This window comes from Alcanivorax sp. HI0083 (assembly GCF_001635175.1).
Window position 1 is genome coordinate 1 of sequence record NZ_LWFX01001402.1, and the last position, 2159, is coordinate 2159.

At 55.0% G+C, this 2159-nt stretch carries 2 protein-coding genes; both read left to right on the forward strand.

The window, feature by feature from the left end; all coding sequences use genetic code 11:
- Positions 1 to 276 (forward strand): d(CMP) kinase (locus A3754_RS21255; RefSeq protein WP_197468765.1); only part of this gene is annotated, 276 nt, incomplete at its 5' end.
- A gap of 175 nt (positions 277 to 451) precedes the next feature.
- Positions 452 to 2134 (forward strand): 30S ribosomal protein S1, encoded by a 1683-nt coding sequence (gene rpsA, locus A3754_RS21260; protein ID WP_063521265.1) that lies wholly within the window; start codon positions 452 to 454, stop codon positions 2132 to 2134.
- The last annotated feature ends 25 nt before the right edge of the window (positions 2135 to 2159 follow it).

A 2159-nucleotide genomic window follows, 5' to 3' on the forward strand; every position in this document is an offset into this window, starting at 1 on the left:
GTGGTGTTTACCTCTGCGCCCCTCAAGATTTACCTCACCGCCAGCGCTGAAGAGCGCGCCAGACGGCGCTTTGAGCAGTTGAAGCAGAAGGGCTTTGGTGCTACCCTCGCGACCCTCGTCGAGGACATCCGCACCCGGGATGACCGTGACATGAACCGTGAGGTGGCGCCATTGCGCCCGGCAGACGATGCCGTGGTGATCGATTCCACCACCATGACGGTTGATGAAGTGGTAGACCGGATTCTTGATGAGGCTGCCGCACGCCAGTTGGCGTAACGGTAGCGCACACTTCGTTAGCGCCCTTCGGTGGACCACCATCGTGGGGCAACTCTGTGTTAAGCGGCCGATCTGCTCAACCCTGAAAAAGTAAGCCAGCTGGGGAAGGGCGGATCTCATCTATTGACTAACCCATGTCTGCTGGTTGGCATGTGCGAAAACTTGAGTGAATTTCATGACTGAATCTTTTGCTGATCTCTTTGAAGAAAGCCTAAAGGACCTGGACGTTGCCCGTGGCTCCATTATCAAGGGTACCGTTGTATCCATCGATAGCGACTGGGTAACCGTTAACGCAGGCCTGAAATCCGAAGGCATTATTGCCCGTGAAGAATTCCTCAGCGAGGCAGGCGAGCTGGAAATCGTTGAAGGCGACGAAGTCGATGTTGCTGTAGACGCCATCGATGATGGTATGGGCTTCACCCGTCTGTCCCGTGAAAAAGCCAAGCGCGCCGAAGTTTGGGGCGAGCTGGAAAAAGCTTTCGACGAAGACGAGATCGTAAAAGGTATGATTTCCGGCAAGGTGAAGGGTGGCTTCACTGTCGACATCGGCCCGATCCGCGCCTTCCTGCCCGGTTCTCTGGTAGATATCCGTCCGGTTCGCGATGTTGCGCACCTGGAAGGCAAAGAGCTGGACTTCAAGGTCATCAAACTTGATCCCAAGCGTAACAACGTCGTGGTTTCCCGTCGTGCAGTGATGGAAGCAGAGCACAGCGCAGAGCGCGAGCAGCTGCTGGAATCCCTGCAGGAAGGCATGGAAGTCAAGGGTATCGTGAAGAACCTGACCGACTACGGTGCGTTCGTGGACCTGGGCGGTATCGACGGCCTGCTGCACATCACCGATATGGCCTGGAAGCGTATCAAGCATCCGAGCGAGATCGTGGAAGTTGGCCAGGAAATCGACGTCAAGGTACTGAAGTTCGACCGCGAGAAGATGCGTGTTTCCCTGGGTCTGAAGCAGCTGGGCGAAGATCCGTGGCACGATATCGTGGGCAAGTACCCGGAAGGTACCCGCGTGAAAGCCAAGGTAACCAACCTGACCGATTACGGCTGCTTTGCCGAAATCGAAGAAGGTGTGGAAGGCCTGGTTCACGTTTCCGAAATGGATTGGACCAACAAGAACATCCACCCGTCCAAGGTTGTAGAGATCGGCGACGAAGTGGAAGTGATGATCCTGGACATCGACGAAGATCGTCGTCGTATCTCCCTGGGTATCAAGCAGTGTCAGTCCAACCCGTGGGATGCCTTCGAACAGAAGTACCAGAAAGGCGAGCGCATCAGCGGCAAAATCAAGTCCATCACTGACTTCGGCATCTTCATCGGCCTGGAAGGCGGCATCGATGGTCTGGTGCACCTGTCAGACATTTCCTGGGAAGAGCAGGGCGAAGATGCCGTGCGTAACTTCAACAAGGGCGATGAGCTGGAAACCGTGGTACTTTCTATCGACGCAGAGCGCGAAAGAATTTCCTTGGGTATCAAGCAGTTGACAGATGATCCGTTTGCTCAGTATGTTGCTGCAAACGACAAGGGAACTATCGTTAAGGGTGTTGTGAAGGCAGTAGACGCGAAAGCGGCTATTGTTGAGCTGGCTGAGAACGTTGAAGCCACCCTGCGCGCGAGCGAAATCAGCCGTGATCGCGTTAACGATGCGACCGAGGTGCTCAAGGTCGGTGACGAGGTGGAAGCCAAAATCACCAACGTTGACCGCAAGAACCGTGTTCTCAGCTTGTCCATCAAGGCGAAGGATCAAGCTGATGAGCGTGAAGCCATCGAAGGTCATCAGGAGCAGCAAGACGCCAACGCTCCGAAGACCATTGGTGACTTGATCAAGAAACAAATGGAAAGCAGCAACGAGTCATAAACGGCTCCTCCCGGGGGCCGGCATC

Bases quoted from the DNA above. Each gene is read 5' to 3' on its own strand.
- rpsA (WP_063521265.1), top strand. From the start codon at position 452: ATGACTGAATCTTTTGCTGATCTCTTTGAAGAAAGCCTAAAGGACCTG.